Annotated in this window: 12 protein-coding genes; all 12 read right to left on the bottom strand. The window is 59.9% G+C overall.

Translation table 11 applies throughout. The annotated features are described in order from the left end of the window. Positions 1-48: 48 nt before the first annotated feature. The 12 genes from AACZ17_RS10980 to AACZ17_RS10925 are packed head-to-tail and all read right to left on the bottom strand — an operon-like array spanning position 49 to position 15,305. Complete coding sequence (locus AACZ17_RS10980) at positions 49-1,401, bottom strand: AMP-binding protein (protein WP_290745903.1); 1,353 nt, start codon at positions 1,399-1,401, stop codon at positions 49-51. After that, positions 1,398-2,495, bottom strand: coding sequence for a glycosyltransferase family 4 protein (locus tag AACZ17_RS10975; RefSeq protein WP_290745900.1), 1,098 nt, complete (start codon positions 2,493-2,495; stop codon positions 1,398-1,400). Before AACZ17_RS10975 ends, AACZ17_RS10980 begins: the two co-directional genes overlap by 4 nt. Then, complete coding sequence (locus AACZ17_RS10970; RefSeq protein WP_290745897.1) at positions 2,492-3,691, bottom strand: TIGR04063 family PEP-CTERM/XrtA system glycosyltransferase; 1,200 nt, start codon at positions 3,689-3,691, stop codon at positions 2,492-2,494. The genes AACZ17_RS10975 and AACZ17_RS10970 overlap by 4 nt, the downstream gene beginning before the upstream one ends. A gap of 11 nt (positions 3,692-3,702) precedes the next feature. Then, positions 3,703-5,610 (bottom strand): XrtA/PEP-CTERM system amidotransferase, encoded by a 1,908-nt coding sequence (locus tag AACZ17_RS10965; protein WP_290745894.1) that lies wholly within the window; start codon positions 5,608-5,610, stop codon positions 3,703-3,705. A gap of 2 nt (positions 5,611-5,612) precedes the next feature. After that, a complete protein-coding gene (locus tag AACZ17_RS10960) occupies positions 5,613-6,848 on the bottom strand; it encodes a TIGR03088 family PEP-CTERM/XrtA system glycosyltransferase (protein ID WP_290745892.1) in 1,236 nt (411 codons plus the stop codon). A 13-nt stretch (positions 6,849-6,861) separates the two neighbouring features. Further along, entirely contained in the window at positions 6,862-8,409 is a 1,548-nt protein-coding gene (gene xrtA / locus AACZ17_RS10955) for an exosortase A (RefSeq protein ID WP_290745889.1), read from the bottom strand. 1 nt (position 8,410) lies between these two features. Continuing rightward, on the bottom strand, positions 8,411-9,667 hold the full coding sequence (locus tag AACZ17_RS10950; RefSeq protein WP_290745886.1) for a TIGR03087 family PEP-CTERM/XrtA system glycosyltransferase: 1,257 nt from the start codon (positions 9,665-9,667) through the stop codon (positions 8,411-8,413). A gap of 4 nt (positions 9,668-9,671) precedes the next feature. Then, positions 9,672-10,703, bottom strand: a complete 1,032-nt coding sequence (locus AACZ17_RS10945; protein WP_290745882.1) for a FemAB family XrtA/PEP-CTERM system-associated protein — start codon at positions 10,701-10,703, stop codon at positions 9,672-9,674. Beyond that, positions 10,700-11,629, bottom strand: a complete 930-nt coding sequence (locus AACZ17_RS10940) for an XrtA system polysaccharide deacetylase (RefSeq protein WP_290745878.1) — start codon at positions 11,627-11,629, stop codon at positions 10,700-10,702. The genes AACZ17_RS10945 and AACZ17_RS10940 overlap by 4 nt, the downstream gene beginning before the upstream one ends. Then, entirely contained in the window at positions 11,626-12,759 is a 1,134-nt protein-coding gene (gene wecB, locus AACZ17_RS10935; RefSeq protein ID WP_290745875.1) for a UDP-N-acetylglucosamine 2-epimerase (non-hydrolyzing), read from the bottom strand. The genes AACZ17_RS10940 and wecB overlap by 4 nt, the downstream gene beginning before the upstream one ends. A gap of 12 nt (positions 12,760-12,771) precedes the next feature. Beyond that, entirely contained in the window at positions 12,772-14,337 is a 1,566-nt protein-coding gene (locus tag AACZ17_RS10930) for a TIGR03016 family PEP-CTERM system-associated outer membrane protein (RefSeq protein WP_290745872.1), read from the bottom strand. After that, positions 14,334-15,305, bottom strand: a complete 972-nt coding sequence (locus tag AACZ17_RS10925) for an XrtA-associated tyrosine autokinase (RefSeq protein WP_290745869.1) — start codon at positions 15,303-15,305, stop codon at positions 14,334-14,336. Before AACZ17_RS10925 ends, AACZ17_RS10930 begins: the two co-directional genes overlap by 4 nt. Positions 15,306-15,335: the final 30 nt, after the last annotated feature.

The following is a 15,335-nucleotide window of genomic DNA, read 5'->3' as shown; positions in this document are numbered from 1 at the left end:
ACAAGTAACAAACGCATGTAATAACCATGAGCAAAAAAAGGCTGTCGATCATGCCGGGGGCACTCTGCTCACAACATAGCGGAATTTGCCCGAAGTCTCGCGCGGAATCTCTTCAGCCTCGCGAACCTCAATTTTCACACTCTCACCCAAACGTGCCCTGAGTCCAGACTCGATCTCGATAACCATAGCGCCCGTCAAGCTGTTGCGAGGCACCACCTCCACCCGCGTCAACTCCAACGACTCTTGCACAATACGAAAATTCGCCACGCCCGGCATGTCACGCAGTACATAGATCAGAGCGAGGCCATGCAGAATGGTGCCGTCTGCTGCGGTAACAAAGTCCGTAGTGCGACCCTCAACGCTAGACAGCACCGGCAAGCTCCGACCACAGTCACAAAGCTGGTCGCTAAGCGTCCCGACATCTCCGGTACGGTAGCGCACAAACGGGAATTCGCTGGTGAACAGGTGCGTTACGACGATCTCCCCACTCTCCCCCGCCGGCAACACGTTACCCGCAGGGTCAACGATCTCCAGCACCATGTCCTCGGCCGTGATATGCAAGCTGCCTGCCGGGCAGGCGTGGGCGATAAAGCCTGCGTCACGACCACCGTAACCGTTGGCAACGGGGCAGCCAAAGGTTTGTTCGATTACCGCCCTTTGATGATCGTACAGGCGCTCTGAGGTAACAAATGCCACGCGAACACCCAGATCGTCCAGGGGAATCTCCTGCTCCTTTGCAAACTGCGCGATCAGCGCAAGCGACGATGGATACCCAAAAAGCATTCTTGGTCGTGACGCCCGAATCCGTTCTACAAACTTCTGCAGATTGGCCTGGGACATCTCAAACGCCGAGAGAAGCTCAGTCCTGAACAGCTTGTCTCGCACCCATCTAACCCGGTCCTGAGCGCCCAACTCGATGGGGGAACCCCACACCACAATCTCACGATCGCCGATGTCTACATCCCACCAGCGGGTCGCGCGTCGCTTTGCTGCCACATCGTGGCTTACACGCTCATTACCCAAATAGAAGATGAGCGGCTCACCACTTGAGCCCCCGGTATTGAAACGCTTGAGCCTCTGTGCGCCCTCTGCCTTCAGGGCATCGGTGTTGGCACGTATCGTCGCCTTGTCAAGCAACGGGAGCCGCTGCAGTTCCTTGAGCGAGTTCACCTGCCCAGGATCGAAGTCCAGCGCTTTGAACAACTCCCGGTAGTAAGGCACTGATTGCCCAATCCTGGCCAAAAAGCGACGCAGGTTATCGAGTTGCAACTCCGCCAGGCCCTGCGGTGAAAGCCACTGCGATTTCTCCATCGCCTTGTGAACGGCAAGGGTGTCATGCCCTTTGAGCTTTTCATGCAGCGGGAACAGCAGCTCCGAGACAGCTTTCTGGTAGAGGCTCATACTACCGCCTCCGGCTCACGACCAGCGACCTCGTAGTAGGCCGCGAGCCACCGTTCTCTCACCGCCGGCCAGGCATACTGTGCCACCTGCACCAGGCCTTGAGCGCTCAGGTGATTCCGCATCGCCACATCGTTCTGCAACCGAAGAATCGCTGACGCCATCGCCGCAGGGTCGTCTGCGGGCACCAGCAGCGCTGTGTGCTCGTCTTGCACGATATAGGGCACCCCGCCAACCTCAGTGGAGATGACGGGCACACCGCAGGCCAGGGCTTCAATCACCGAGTTCGGCATGTTGTCGACCGTGGTAGGGTTCAACATGGCATCCGCTTCGGCGTAGAGCCGGGCGATACCGGGTCGATCAAGCCTTCCGGTGAACTCCACCGCCCCGTCGACGCCCAAAGTAGAGGCAAGACCACGCAGCTCGCTCTCCTGTGGCCCACTGCCGGCAATGCGCATACGGGTTGCCGGGGCAGTCTGCAAAACCTCCGCAAGCGCCCTGAGCGCAGTTTCAATACCGTAGATGGGTTCCAGGTTGCGCGTGATCACCAGTGTGAAGGGTCGTGCTGAAACCGACGTATCGTGCGCAGGTTTGAAAACACTCTGGTCGACTATGTTGGGGATAATGCGCGTGGGCTGCCCGTAGCTATTGAACACCGCGCTCAGATACCCTGAGGGCACCACAATCAAGGCAGCCCTGTTCAGGGACGGCTTCACCCGGTTCCAGGATCGCGCGAAATAGACCTGCGCCTCGCCTCCCCGGTAATTCACAATCACCGGACAACGCCGCAGTGGCGCCAGCCATAACACTGGTGCCGAGAATAGCTGCCAGGACCAACCGGAATTCGCCATCAGGTGGATAAGGTCAACCTTCCCCGCCAGGCGCCACACCGCCCACAGGTACGGAATAAACCGACTGAGGGCGCGCAATCCAGGCACGCGACCAACCCACGCAGGGCGGTAGGGCGCGTTCGTCGCCACCTGCGAGACCTGCAGTCCCTCGGCCCGCAGCAACCGCGCCAGTTGTTCTGTCTGCATGGCCATGCCGCCATTGGGCGGCGGCACAGGCCCGACGAGGCCCAGGTGCAACTGGCTCACTTCATACCACCATAGACAGCCGCATAGCGCGCAACGCTCGCCGTCCACGTCCGCTCCTGCTCGACAAAGGCACGACCGCGTTCGCGCATAGCCGGCCAGTCACCTCTGCGTGCCAGAAGCCCGGTGACGGCAGCCGCCAACGCCCCGGCATCTCCCGCGGTAAACAGCATCCCGGTGTCGCCAGAGCGCACCAGTTCCCTGTGCCCACCCACATCCGATGCCACAACCAGTCGACCCTGGGCCATGGCTTCCAGCGGCTTGAGCGGCGTTACCAATTCGGTCAGGCGCATCGGCAGGCGGGGGTAGGTAAAGATATCCACAAGGTTGTAATAGTCCTGTACCTGCGCATGCGGGACACGCCCGGTAAGGATGACGATATCCTCAAGATTCAGGCTGGCAATCTTGCCACGAATCTGTTCCTCCTGTGGTCCACCACCCACCAGCAGCAGGCGAAGTTCGGGGTGTTGCTCCAACAGCGCTGGCAGTGCATCCAGCAACAGGGGAATACCCTCGTAGGCGTAGAAGGATCCGATGAACCCCAGTACCGTCTTGCCCTCAAGCCCGAGCTCCCGCTGTAATTCGGGGTTCGCCGCTGCGCCATAGGTGAAGCCTTCGGTATCGACCGCGTTCGGTATGACCGTAATCTTGGCGGCATCTATGCCCCGCCCGGCGATTTCAGCTCGCAAACCCTCACAGATGGTGGTGACGGCATCGGCGCGCCGAAAAACGCGCGTCTCAAGCGCTCGTGTGACGCGATAGCGCGGCCCCCACTCCCGACTCGTGCCGTGATCCACCGCGGCATCTTCCCAAAAGGCACGACACTCATAGACGACCGGCAATCCAAGCTCACGACCAGCGCGCAGGGCCGCCAGGCCATTCAAGGCTGGCGAGTGGGCATGGAGAACGTCCGGCTTCTCAATCGCTGCCACCTCCACAATGCGCCGCGCCAGCGTTGTCACCACCTCCCACTGGTCAAGCACAGGCAAGCGGGATAGCGGGTTGTTACCCGGGCTGGTGCGGTAGAAGTGCAGGCCATCGACGGTTTCTTCCGCTACGTCACTCACCCCCTGCTTGAGCCCGGTGACGTGGGCTGTGTGCCAGCCCAGGGCGCGCTGGCCCCGCAGAATATTGCGCGTGCGGAACGTGTAACCACTGTGCAGCGGTATGGAATGATCGAGGATATGCAGAATACGCATCGGGCCTCCGCTCACGCTGCCACCACAAACTGGTCATCACGCACCGTGGCCTGGAACATCAACAAGGTCCACAGCGGAGCACTGTGATCGCGTCGTCCGGACTGGTGCTCATCAACCAGACGCGCCAGATACTCCTGATTGAACAGCCCGGTGGCCGCGAGGCCGCCGGACTCCAGGAGATCCTTCCGCAAACGCTCTTTGAGCGGACCGCGGAACCACTTGGCCAGAGGCACACCGAAGCCCATCTTGTCGCGGTACAACACATCCTGCGGCAGGCGGGACTCGAGTGACTTCTTCAAGAGGTACTTCCCCTCCTGGCCGCGCAGCTTCCATTCCGGGGCCAACCCGGAAACCCATTCGGTGAGCGGATGATCCAGCAGGGGCACACGAACTTCCAGCGCATGGGCCATGCTGGCGCGGTCCACCTTGGTCAGGATGTCGCCCACCAGGTAGGTTTTCATGTCCAGGTACTGAATCATCGACAGCGGATCGTCGGTGGGGCTGTTAGCCGCATGTTCATCAAATACGCTGTGTACCGAATAGCCCTGCAATTCGCGCTTGAAGTTGTCGCTGAAAAGTGCAGCACGCTGCTCATCGCTGCAGATCGACACCGAATGCAGGTAGGCCTGCACCGAGTTTCGCGCCAGCGCCTGGAAGGTTGTTTTTGCACGGAATACCCGGGGCGCCCAATCCGCCTTGGGATACAACCGGCCAAGAGCGCCAAAGACAGGTTTGCGCAGGCCCAATGGCAGCGCCTGCCGCAAACGCTCTTCGTGCATATGCCAGCGATAGCGCCGGTAGCCCGCAAAGTGTTCATCACCGCCATCACCTGACAGGGCCACCGTCACCCGTTTTTTGGCCAGCTGACACACACGGTAGGTCGGGATCGCCGAACTGTCGGCGTAGGGCTCGTCGTAGAGCGCGGCAAGCTCATCAAGAAGATCAAAGTCCTCGCTACTGACGATTTCCTGAAAATGGTTGGTGTGATAACGCTCTGCAACGCGCGCGGCATACTCGGTTTCATTGAACTGCTTGACATCAAATCCGATAGCGCAGGTGTTTACGGGATCGCTCTGCAATTCCGCCATCATCGCCACAACCGCGCTGGAATCCACACCGCCCGAAAGGAAGGCACCCAGCGGCACTTCGGCCACCATGCGCACCTGCACCGCCTCGCGCAGTCTGGCGATCAATTCGGCCTGCAGATCGGCCTCGCTCGCCACCGCTACCGGCTTGAAGGGAATATCCCAGAACTGTTTCTGTGCGGGCACGGGTTCGCCATGGCGGAACAACATCGTGTGGCCGGGACGCAACTTGAATACACCGCGATAGATGGTTTTCGGCTCCGGCACATAACCCAGTGCGAAATAATCCTCGACAGCCTGTGGCTGCAGCGCGCGGGGCAGCCCGGGGTGCGCCTTGATCACCTTGAGTTCGGAACCGAATATCAGCTGGCCATCTGCCAGTACACTGTAAAAGAAGGGCTTGATGCCGAACCGGTCCCTGGCGAGAAACAGGCTGCGGGCATTCGAATCGTACAGGGCAAAGGCGAACATACCGCGGAAACGCTCTACACAGCGCTCACCCCAGGCTTGCCAGGCATAGAGAATGACCTCGGTGTCACAGTGCGTGCGAAAGTGGAAACCGAGCGCTTCCAACTCACTGGCAAGCGCTTTGAAGTTGTAGATTTCCCCGTTATAGACAACACAGAGTGTGTTATCCGCACTGAACATGGGCTGCTGCCCACTGGCCAGATCAATAATGGACAGCCTGCGGTGAGCGAGGCCGACCCCAGGCGCCAGGAAAACACCGCCCTCATCAGGGCCGCGATGAAACTGGGTCTGATTCATGGCTTCGAGCAAAGCACGATCCGGCTCGCGCTGCTGGGTCAGATCAAAAATACCGGCAATGCCACACATAGTCAGGTCCTGTCCATTGATTCCGGTGGTCGGCGGCAGCCCAGGAGATCGTCATAAACCTGGAGATATGAGGACACTGTTCGCTCCCAGTCAAAATCCCGTCGAACACGCCGCACAGCGGCGTGAGCCATTTGCTCGCACTGCGTGGGGTCTTCGACCAGCGTCAGTAGTGCATTCGCCAATGCTGTTACATCACCCACCGGGACCAGCAGTCCAGTAACCCCATCCTCCACCAGTTCGGGGTTGCCACCTACACGAGTGGCGACAACAGGCAAACCACTGGCCATGGCCTCCAGAACAGTGTTGGAAATGCCTTCACCCAGAGAAGGCAATACGAACACATCCAGACACGCTAGCAACTCAGGTATGTCGTCCCGGTCACCAGCCATCCAGACGCTGCCCTCTATCCCCAGTTCTGCAATCAGGTTCTCCAGCGCGGAACGTTCGGGCCCATCGCCGACGAGTATACAGCGCAGGCTGTTCCTTTGCTGAGGGCTCGAACGCAAGACCTCGGCAAAAGCGAGCAGAAGGGTCCTTTGGTCCTTTACCGCCGCAAGCCGCCCTACAGTACCGACGACTCTACACTCCGTGCCACCCCAAAAGCCTTCGGGCATACCCGACACTGCGATCTCTGCGGTGCCGCTTGCCCGACAAGAATCGCCATTTTTCATATTCCGCGGCGAAAACCTGTCATGCGCCACCCCGTTGTATATCTGCACGACTTTGTCGTCGGGGATGCCCACAGCGGTAACCAACCAGTCAGCAAGGTCACGGCTGACCGCGATGAATCGATGGATCAACGGGCTCAGGGCCCTACGCAACAGCTTGTACTTGGAATTGCTGCCATCAAGGTCACTCACATCCCTGCCATGCTCACCGTGCACCCGCTTACAGCCCGTCAACAATAAACCCAACGCCTGCGTCTCAAGGGCAGCAAGGTTACGTGTGTGCACAATAGCAGGCCGCAAGCGACGTAGCGTACGCCACAATCGCCAATACATACGCAGGTCGTGCCCTGGTTTTTTGTGCAGCTCAATTACCTCAACGCCGGGCATCCTGATTCGTCCCGCAAACTCTTCACTACGCGTCAGGCAGATAATGGTGTGCCGATACCGCTCGGGAGGGCATCGATTGATGATATTCACCAGCCCATTCTCGAGGCCGCCCGTACCCAGCGCATAGATCACATGGACTACCAAAGGCGGCTTAGGGGCAGCAGCTACGCTTCCTGAGTGCATGAACCGCCCTATCTCACTGTGCTTGTAGGCCGTGATTCAAAGAATCGACGATTGAAGCGAGATGCAGAGAGGTGAAGCTGGTAAGCCGAACTCTGGATGCATCCAGATCATCATTGATCTGTGTCGCAACAAAAATACGCGCGCCCGTGCGTCTCCCGTCGAAAAGTTGCTGTCGAGCCTCAAGAAGCTTCGCGGCGTAAGGATTTTCTGAGTTTCTACCGTCGATATGATACCAGGACCAGATAAGGTAAATCCGGGAAGCGGAGCGCACTTGAACCTCCTCAACCCACCCCAGGGAGTCCACCCCGGTATGCACACGCCGCTGCCCAATGACTCTCCACATCTGGCGTGGCTCTGGCCTCCACGGTTCGGCGCTTGTAACAAGCTCAAGCCCTTGCTTCTGCGTCAAAAACTGCCTCAGAAAGAGTGCGACAGGCACCCTGCCATCATACATCTGGTCCAGTTTACGGTCGGCCCCCTCTACCACCGGGTGCCAAAACCCTTCAGGGGTAGCAGTGGCACGCCAACCTTCAACGGGCGGGGGCGCTGATATCGCCTCTGCCGTCGCCATGGTCGTCGCTCTGTCTGACGTCAGCGCAATCACCGGCCAAACCGCTGCGAGCGCTACTGCGATCAAAGCCGCGGCCAGCAGCGACACTGATGAAGCACCTGTGCTTTCCTGCGCCAAACCTGAGGACGTCCTCGTGGTTACGACTTCCTCCTGCCAAAACCCACCAACCCAGAACAGAATCACCATGACCAGCCCGAAAAAGCCCCAACCGTACACCAGGTGATCGACACCCACACCCAGACGCATGTCACTGAGGTGGCCCATCATGACAACGCCATAGGCACGCAGGCTGTTTGCGACAATCGGGACGGCAATAGACGCCAGTACGAAAAGTAAACGCCGCCAAAAGCTGTTATAGGTCAGGTATGCGTAGATCAGCCCGAGTGTAAAAGAAGCTATCAGGTAGCGAACGCCGCTACATTCCGCGATAACTGACCATGTCCCTGTGGGCAGATAGAGGTACATTCCCTCGCGATAGAGAGGAACGCCGCTGGCACGCACCATGATTTCGGTGGTGGCTGCTGTCAGGCTCATCAATGGCGGTATCAGCTCCGAGCCCATAGGCACCGCCAGAAACAGGAACAGCAGCGGGAATGCAGCGCGAGCTGCGATGACATTACCGACTATGGCCCAAATACCGCTGGTAAGGATCGCGACAAATGCGAGTTGTTCCAGCACGACGATGTCGACCATTGTGGCAAGGAGCCATATCACGCCAAAGATCAATAGGGGCAGAAGCGCATACGGTTGCGGTCGTGCGGGCAAGTCATAGTATGTTTCCCGCTCCCTCCAGAGCAGCCAGATACTGATAGGGAGAACGAGAAATCCGTGAGCAAAGGTTTGAGACCTCGACCAGATATCAACCATCGAATGCACGGTTTCGTGGAAAATAAGGAAGAGTCCACAGGCGTAGAACACCACAGCGCCCAGCACGAACCACAGAGCCTGTTCAGAGCGTGTCAGCACAACATCCAGTTGCCTTGTCGTCATTTCAGCTTTTCCTTGCGTACCGCGGTGCTGCAGAGGTATTACCTAGCAACAATACTACCTCTGGCAGGTTCTCTGCCCAGTTAAACATCTGCTGCACGCAGTGGCGTGCCCTCTCGCCCATCTGGGCGTGCTCGCCATGCACCAGTTCGCCGAACAACCGGACATAATCCGACGCAGATTCCGCGAGAAGCACTTCATCTCCGTCCTTTGCATCTATGCCCTCCAGACCCTTGGTACTGACCAGCACAGGTAAACGCATGGCCATGGCCTCCAACACCTTGTTCTGCACACCACGTGCGATACGCATGGGTGCGATTGCGGCCCGTGCATGCTTGAGGTAAGGCCGGACATCGGGTACGCGCCCCGTTACCGTCACACCCGCCTGCTGCGCCAACTGGCGCACCGCCCGTGCAGGATTGCCGCCGACGATAGTCAGGCTGATCTCAGGATAGCTACGACGCAAAAGAGGCAACACGTTGTGCGTAAACCACACCACAGCATCGATATTTGGCCAGTAGTCCATTGCTCCCGTGAACACCAGCGGGAGGCTTCCCTGGGGATAGGGGCTAGGCTGGGGCGCCGACTCATCGTAGGCAGGATCAAAGTAATCGCAGTTCACACCGTTATTGTAGAAACCGATTTTGTGCGCTGTTTCCGGAGAAAGCTTATGAAACAAATCAGCTTCGGTAGACGATACGAACAAACCGGCATCAAACTCTTCTGCAAGCTGCTGCTCCAGTGCGAGCAGGCACCGGGCTTCACGTCGATATACCCAACTCAAGGGCCAGGTTTTCTGCTGCGAGTACTGTAACCATTTGTCAGAATCCACATCCACAAAATCGATCACCTTGCGCAGGAAACCTTGACTGCCTGTCGGTAAAAACTGCGCCATGGATGACGAATAGACAATGACATGCCGAATGTCATGAGCGGCAACACTGTCGGCAACCCACCTCCTTAACGCACGGTCTCTGTAGTAGGGAACCGAGAGCGCCTCACCCGTTACCAGCCCCAAGGCGCTGCGCAAAGTGGCCAGCCGCGCGTTGAGCGGCCGCAGAAACACGCTCGCGCAATACTTCTCCAGTTCCGGCACCCAGGGCCAGTCGTCCGGGTCATCCACAAAGCTGCCCAGGTGGATATCGAAATGCAGGCTCAGGTGATGCAGGAGATGGAACGAACGAATCTTGTCACCCTTGTTGGGTGGATAAGGGATACGGTGGCACAAAAACAGCAGCGGGGGCTTCGGCGTGTCTCCCATGCGCCTATCCCAGACTGCGGGCCAACGGTGGCCCCAACAGGTTGGCAACCGGCAAGGGCAGTCGCTGCCACGCATTCACCAACAAGCGGTACTTCGGGTTACTGGGGTTGACGTCAGGCACCTGGTCGCTGTTGACCAGAAAATATTCGTAAGGCAGCGGTTGCGGCTCGAAACCCCAGTTTTTCTTGAAGTCGAAAGGCCCTGTGTCGCGCTTGCTGCGTCCGAAGTCATACAGCGTTACGCCCTCTTCGGCACTGCGACGCATCAGGTCCCAGTACATGAAATGGTTACAACCACGAATGCTGCGAGCGCGGGCGATGCTGCCGCCGTAGTAGGGCAATACCTCGTTGCGGAAATAGAAGCTCATCACCCCGGCGACATCCTCGTCGGACTGGCGAATCATCAGCACGCGGCAATCTCCTGCAAACTCAGCGCGCAGTGCGTCAAGGTAGCGTCGGCTGAACACCGGAGTACCCAGATTGCGCACACTCTCTGCATACACGCGATACAGGCGCTGAGTGCCCTCGACCTCCTCGCCCTCCAGCCCTTCCTGAATACCTTTGCGAATCATGGCGCGCTGGCGATTGGGTATGGCCTTGAGGTTGGCATCGTTATCCGAGGTGATTGGCTTGCGAAAGGTGTAATAAAGCTCTTTCACAGGCCACCCGCTATCACTGCTTGCGCAATTGCGCAGTTCCAGGGCATCTACACCGAGGCGCACGGCCAGAGCCTCGGCCTCGCGCCGCAACACGCCAGCGGCCTGTTCATGCGCTGAGGCGATTCCCCCATACACACAGAAAGGCAGGCCGGCCAGTTTGTATCCGAACAGACGACTGCGCACCTCCGCGAGCGGCAGGACGCCCACCACGGCCCCATGTTCCTCGGCCAGCAAAAAATGGCAGCGATGCCGCAAGGCGCCTTCCAGCACCCGTTTCCAACCGAAGCGATGAAAGAAGGTGGCCTGCGGGCATTGCTGCACGAACCGCTCCCAGACCGGCTCGTCAGCGGCTTCCGCACAGCGCACCCGCACCGTCACGCGCCCACCTCCTGCCGCAGACCGCTACGGGCGCCTGAGGCGCCAAAGGCCGGCTGCGGCAACGTTTCCGGCGCGGCTATCGCCGGGGCAAATACGCGATCCATACGGTCCCAGCGAAAATCACCCAGCAGCCGCTGCAGGCGTGACTCCATCCGGCCCAGGTTCAGGTAGTGGCGAAAGCGTGTGCGGGCGGTCAGACCCGGCGGCCGGGGTTGTTCAGGATCGATTTCCCAGGGGTGGAAATAGAAGTGCGCACTCTGGCTTTCCCTGTGGTTGATCCGGCGTAGCGCCCAACGCGAGAACGCGTAGGGAAACAGGCGGAACCAGCCTCCGCCGCCACAGTTGATATTACGCCCGGCGAGGGGCAGCGTGGTCACGGGAATTTCCGCCAGCCGGCCCGACGCCGCTGAAAAAGCGAAACGTGGTGCTTCCGGCATCCCGTAGAGGTCATGTCGGATAGGCGCGATGCTGGAACTGTAGCGATAGCCCGCATCAGCCAGCGTATCCAGGGCCCAGAGGTTGTCGCGACCGATGGAGTAGCTGGCCGCGCGATAACCCTTGACCTCAACACCTGCGATGTCTTCCAGCAGGGCCTTGGTACGCCGCACATCATCGAGGAACGCCGGGGGTAGCTGGGTGGTAACCCGTGTGTGCTCCCAACCGTGACTGGCAAGCTCATGGCCTTCAGCGACTATCCGGCGCACCATCTCGGGGTGGCGCTCCGCCACCCAGCCAAGCGTAAAGAAGGTGGCCTTGACGTCATGTCTATCGAACAGTGCCAGGATGCGCTCGACATTGGCCTGCACACGCAGCGGGGTCGTCTCCCACTCTGCGCGACTCACCTGCGACTCAAACGCGGAAACCTGGAAATAGTCCTCTACATCCACCGTCATGGCGTTCACTGTGCCAGCCGATGCAACACTCATGCTTGTCGCACACCCCCACACCAGCGCGCCAGAATGGATGCGATGCGCTGTGCGGCCTGGCCATCCCAGTACTCAGGCTGGCGGCCCGCCTTGCCGCCCCCCTGAATCACCTCACGGTAGGCCTTGCGGATGGCCGCAGACTCTGTGCCGACCACGGTGTTCGTGCCCTGTTCAACGGTAATTGGCCGCTCTGTGCTCTCGCGCAGCGTGATACACGGCACACCCAGGGCCGTGGTTTCTTCCTGGATGCCACCGGAATCCGTCAGCACCACACGCGCATCGCGCATCAGGCCGAGCATTTCCAGGTAACCCTGTGGCGGCAGCAGGAGGATATCCGCCCCAGCGATCACGGCATCGAGGCCCGCGTCACGGATGCGGGCGCGCGTGCGCGGGTGCACTGGAAACACCAGCGGCGTCTCGCGACTGATATCGACGAGTTCCGTCAGCAGGCGCCGCAGCACCGTGGGATCATCCACATTGGAGGGACGGTGCAGGGTGAGCAAACCGTAGCCCTCTGTGAAGCGGGGGCCCGCCTCGGCCAGCGTGCTGGCTGAGGGTGTCGCCGACGCCAGATTGTAGCGCAGGGTATCGATCATCACGTTACCGACAAAGAACACCTTGTCCCGGCTGATGCCCTCGCGCTCCAGGTTGTCAGCCGCGGACATCTCCGTCGTGAACAGCAGGTCGGACAGCTGATCCGTGAGGATGCGATTGATCTCCTCCGGCATACCGCGGTCTCCACTGCGCAAGCCCGCTTCAACATGAATAACCGGTATACCCTTTTTCACCGCGACCAGGGCACAGGCAATAGTAGAATTGACGTCCCCCACCACTAACACCGCATCCGGCTGCTGCGCATCCAGCACAGGCTCAAACTTGAGCATGATCTGGGCCGTCTGCTCGGCGTGCGTGCCAGAGCCCACTCCCAGGTCGACATCGGGCTCCGGAATGTGCAACTGCTCGAAAAAGGCGTGCTTCATCGCCGCATCGTAGTGTTGCCCCGTGTGCACAAGGCTGGCGCGGAGTCCGCTCCCGGCCGCGTTGAAGGCACGCATAATGGGGGCGATCTTCATGAAGTTGGGCCGCGCACCTACTACACAGAGAATGTTCGCGCCTGTCTGTTCACTCATGATCGAGACGTCCTAGAAGGCGTGTCTGACGTTGAACGTTATCCGGTTCTCGTCGTAGTTATTCAGCGCGAAGTCTGAATCCCGTGTCAGGAACTGGTAGGCCAGTGTCAGCGTGGTGTCATTGCCGAGCCGGCGCGTAAGGCCCAGGCCAGCCAGCCAGCTCTCGCTGTTCTGGCCAAAGCCGCCAAAGTTACCGCCCTCTCCCTCACGCTCATCCCAGCGCAGGCGCACGTTGGCTGACAGGGTGCTGGAAAGCTTGCGCGTAAACGTCACTCCCGCGTCGCGGAAGGTCCCCTCAGCGCCGTCATCCACCCGCTGCTGCTGCGAATCCGACGCAGAAAACGTCACTGAGCTCCTCCGCGCTTCAAAGCGATAGCGCAACTCAAAGCGCTCATCCAACACCGGCGAATTCCCAATGAACGTCGGCAGGCCCTCGTTGCCCAGCAGGTCGCCAGGCAACTCCCCAAAGCCCGGGCCAAACGGATCATTCGGGTCGACCAGGCTGGCATCGGCGCCACGCAGGGTGCGCGGCAGGGTGAGTGTGCGCACGTAGCTGCCGCTCAACTCGCTGCGCTTGTGGCGGTAGCGGATATCCGCCCGGGGGGTGCTGCCAAAAAAGCGCTCGCCCGTGCCGACATTGACTTCCACCCGGGAGTTGGGCGTCCAGCGAACACCCACATCCCAGTAGCTGCCATCGATATCCTCGCGCTGGCTGGTGAACTCGTTCCATTCCTCACCCGCGAGGCCATTCAACTGCAGGCTGTCCAGCACCTGGAAACCGAGGCGGAACTCGGCATTGGACAGCTCATTGTCGAAAGCCGGCTGGAAGTCCGTGGCTTCGTAGTTGATCTTGCTGTACTGACCGCCGAGCCCGGCACTCAGGCGCCCCGTTCCCGGCAGAGAGTCGAGGTCGAATTCTACGCGATCTTCATCGCTGTTGCCGTAGATATCGGCGTCATTGAACTGCTCGTTATACGCGTAGCGCAGACGCAGGTTGGCCGCCTGCGCCAGCCGGCGCTGCAACAGCGCACCTACCGTATAGTCGTAGACGATGTTGGTATTGTCTCGGCCATTGCCGGTGCCGGGTGGGCCGAAGGGGTTCAGCGCATTTTCCCGTGCAGAGGCCGCAGCATCCAGTTGCAGCCAGTTCTCCACCAGCTCGTAGTCGCTGTTGAAACGCACACTCGGAATAAAAGACTTGCGGTTGCTCAGGTTGGACGCCTGGCCGGTTTCACACTCGAGGTCGCTGTCCCCCAGCGAATTGTACTCAACCGCCGCCTGCAGGTTCAGGTTGCCGCGTGCGCCGCGCCCGGTGACGCTGACATCCGGGCGCGCCGTCGCCACCGCCTTGCCTTCCTTGTCGTTCGGGGCCAGGCAGATGTTGTCGGAGTAATAGCCACCGACCGACATGCCGGCGTTGGTTTCCCACTCCGCGGAGAGTGCCGGCAGCGTTGCCAGTAATCCCGCCAGCGCGGTGAGAGCGAGCGTCGGGCCACAGTGGCGCCCGTCGGTACGATAGGTGACGGTGGGTTGTACGCGCCCACGGACTGCTAAGCCGGCTTTCTGTGGACTCTTCACGGGTTCATGGCCCTCGCTGCATCCTGATCCGCCACCTCGGCGGCCTCGGCACGGCCACCATAGCCATACCCGTAGCCATACCCGTAGCCGTAGCCGACACCCATACCGAACAGACCCATGCGCCGGCGCGAGGCGCGGTTCAACATCACCGCCACCATCTTGTCGGCGCCGATGTGTTCCAGCGCCTCCTTGACCGCGTGTTGCGGCGTAATGTCTGCCGAGGCGACAAACACAATCTGCCCCATAAAACTGGCCAGCACGCCCGCCTCGGTGGTGAGCAGCAGTGGCGGTGAATCAAAGACGATGATGCGATCGGGGTAACGGGCGGAGAGCTCCAGCATAAACTGGTGCATGTTTTCACTGGCCAACAGCTCTGTGGAATGTTCGTCGGCGATGCCAGCGGGCAAGACGCGCAGCTTTTCCATGTTGGTGCGCAGTATGACGTCTTCCGGTTTCGCATCGCGACGCAGGACATCAAGCAGGCCCGGTGTACCAGCGGGAATGCCCAGACGGTGCCCAGCCGTGGCCTTGAGCACATCCGCATCGACAAACAAGACGGTCTTGTCCCGCTCCATGGCGATACTCATCGCCAGATTGATCGATGAAAACGTCTTGCCATCCCCCTGCAACGCGCTGGTGACCATAATCAGGTTGGCATTGGGAATGGGCGTGGGTGACGCGCCAGAGGCGTTTTTCAGCAGAGGCCGCTTGATGGCGCGAAACTCCTCGGCGATAGCACTACGCGGAATCGCGGGCGTAAGAAAACCCTGAGCATGCAGCGCATCGAAGGGAATATGCACTTCGGCGCCACTTTGCCAGTCAGAGTCCTCGTCGCGCTGCTCTGCGACGGTGGCCTGCTGCGGCTCGCTTACGCCGGCCCGCTCCACCGTATTCTGCGGCTCAGGCTGCGGGGGCTGCGACTTCTTGGCCGCCTCCATCTGGCTGAGGGCTTTCTCGATTGTACTCATTGTTCTGCTCTCCGGCCCCTGGGCCTGCTG

It is taken from the genome of uncultured Haliea sp., from assembly GCF_963973825.1.
Lineage (GTDB): Bacteria > Pseudomonadota > Gammaproteobacteria > Pseudomonadales > Halieaceae > Haliea.
This window is presented reverse-complemented; position numbering and strand designations above follow the sequence as displayed.